This is a genomic window from Streptomyces sp. NPDC054841 (genome assembly GCF_053611045.1).
The window spans coordinates 1-2,221 of the sequence record NZ_JBSGZO010000795.1 but is presented as its reverse complement, the minus strand read 5'-3'; the positions used below and the strand labels follow the sequence as shown (position 1 = coordinate 2,221).

Below are 2,221 nucleotides of genomic sequence, written 5' to 3'. Positions count from 1 at the left end.
CCACTGAAATACCGGGAGACGCCGTAGCGGTCGTCGCCCGGGCCCGGAACAGGCCCGGGTTGGGCGATGGCAACCGAGGCGGTCATCCCGATGACCAACGCCCAGAGGCCGGCCACGACGGCCAATCTGTTGAACACGCGGTATCAGCCGGTTCTTGCCGCTGTGTGCCTTTCCGTTGTGAAGTGAAGTCCGCGGAATTCAGCTGATTACCGGCCCTGCGGAATTGCCCACCCAGGCCCAGTCGGACCAGGCGGCAAAGCCGGCCGGCTATTCGGCCGCTCCTCTCCAGCCGTCGGCGGCCGGCGGTAGAGCGCACCGATGAAATACCGATGGAACCGGCCTCCAACCCCCACCGCGGTGGTGCTGGAGCCTCCCCTGTCGGTCGGACCACGCGGGTTTCATCGGGATGTCATCGGCTGCTGTCACTGTCGTCCGGTGACCATGGCCGACCGCGTACCGCATCGGAAAGCAGACGCGTAGGCCGACTACATGGGGAGGATCGAATGCGGGCAAGAAGGTTCGCGGCCGCGTTGGCCGGACTTCTGCTGACAGCCGGGCTTTCAGTGACACAGGGATCCACGGCGCAAGCAGCGGCTTCGTGTGAGGGCACCTACACGATCGTTGTCGGTGGCACGGGAAGCTCGTGGAACAACGACGGCTTCACCGGCAACATCCAGCAGCACGTCGGGTACCCCACCCAGATTCCCAACGGTGCGAGCGCCCGGGCAGGCGTCAATGAGCTGAACCGGCTGGTCCGCGACCAACGTGCCGCGTGCCCGGGCCAGCACGTCAAGATGGGCGGGTATTCCCTGGGCGCCGCCGTGGTGCACATCTGGGTCACCGAGAACTGGCAGACGTTCGACAACGTCAACGCCATTCTCATCGCGGACCCCAAGCGCCAGGGCCCTCCCGGCGCCAACGGCGGAGCCGTGCCGTTCGGCGGTTTCGTCGGCGCCCCGCTCGCCGGCGCCGACAGGTTCTTCGGCAACGTGCCGGTCAAGACGATCTGCCACTGGGACTACGTCTGTGACGAGTCCGCCGGCATTTGGACCTACCCGGACAACCACCTCAAGAACTACCCCCACGACTTCAACATGGATCACCACAACGACAGCGCCAACGAGCAGTGGTACAACGGCGCTTGGTATCCCGCCGCCTGGTAACCACGGAACTCGTCGGCTGGGTGCATCGTCGAATCCTTCGCCACCTGTCATCGGCCCAGAAGAACCGGCTGCTGGCAGGTGGTGATGCGCCCGTGCCGTCCGGGGACTACGTGAGAGCGCGTCACGTCCGCGCACAGCGCCGGCCGGCCCGGCCTCAGGGATGGGAACCGGACAGATCGGGATCCTGCGGTCCGCGCCCGCAAGACCGGACGTTCGTCCGCCGACGCCGGTGACACTGCTGTCCGGCTCGGCTTCCCGCCCGTTTCAAACGCCATTGCGGACGTGGCGGGCGGGGGTCGCCGGACGGCTTCGCGCGGAAGGCTCGGCCTGTAGGCCGGCCGGGGCTGCCGTGTCGAGCCGGTCCCGTGGCCGTGTGTGGCCGGTGAGAACGATGCCGTGGCCGGTGTGCTCGACCTTGGCCTGCAGGTAGCGCAGGTTGGTCTCGGTCGCGAAGACCCCGGTGGGCAGGACATCGCGGACCGACACTCCGAGGTCGCGCAGTTGCCGGGCCTTGTCCGGGTTGTTGGACAGCAGATTCAGGCTGTCCACGCCGAGAGCCCTGAGCATCTGGGCGGCCGCCCGGTAGTCGCGGTCGTCCTCGGGCAGGCCGAGTGCGGTGTTGGCGGCATAGGTGTCCAGGCCGTCGTCCTGCAACGCGTAGGCGTCGAGCTTGTTGTACAGGCCGATGCCGCGGCCCTCCTGGCGGAGATAGAGCAGGTAGCCGCCCGTGGCCGCGATCCGTTCCACGGCCTCCCCCAGCTGCGGTCCGCAGTCGCAGCGGGCCGAGCCGAAGACGTCGCCGGTGAGGCACTCCGAATGCAACCGGACGAGCGGGGTGCGCACGGCGGTGGGTGCGCCGAGGATGAGCGCCAGGTGTTCGGTGCCGTCCTCCAGCCCGTGGAAGGTGACCGCCTCGGCATGGACGGTGGGGCCGTTGCCGACACGCAGCGGGATGCGCACCCGGGTACGGACCTCGGCCGGCCGGACTGCTGGGGTTTCGGGGGAACTGGACATGTCCGTCTCCGCTCATCCATGGACGCAGGTGGAGTGTGAATGGA

At 67.9% G+C, this 2,221-nt stretch carries 2 protein-coding genes; one reads left to right on the top strand and one right to left on the bottom strand.

Annotated features, from left to right (window positions below):
- The first annotated feature begins 503 nt into the window (after nt 1–503).
- Nucleotides 504–1,163 carry a cutinase family protein gene (locus tag ACWGI8_RS43290; RefSeq protein WP_453669009.1) on the top strand — a complete coding sequence of 220 codons (660 nt, stop codon included), beginning with the start codon at nt 504–506 and terminating at the stop codon, nt 1,161–1,163.
- 264 nt (nt 1,164–1,427) lie between these two features.
- Here the strand turns inward: ACWGI8_RS43290 and ACWGI8_RS43285 are convergent, their stop codons facing one another.
- Nucleotides 1,428–2,177 (bottom strand): GTP cyclohydrolase II, encoded by a 750-nt coding sequence (locus tag ACWGI8_RS43285; RefSeq protein WP_453669007.1) that lies wholly within the window; start codon nt 2,175–2,177, stop codon nt 1,428–1,430.
- Between the last annotated feature and the right edge of the window lie 44 nt (nt 2,178–2,221).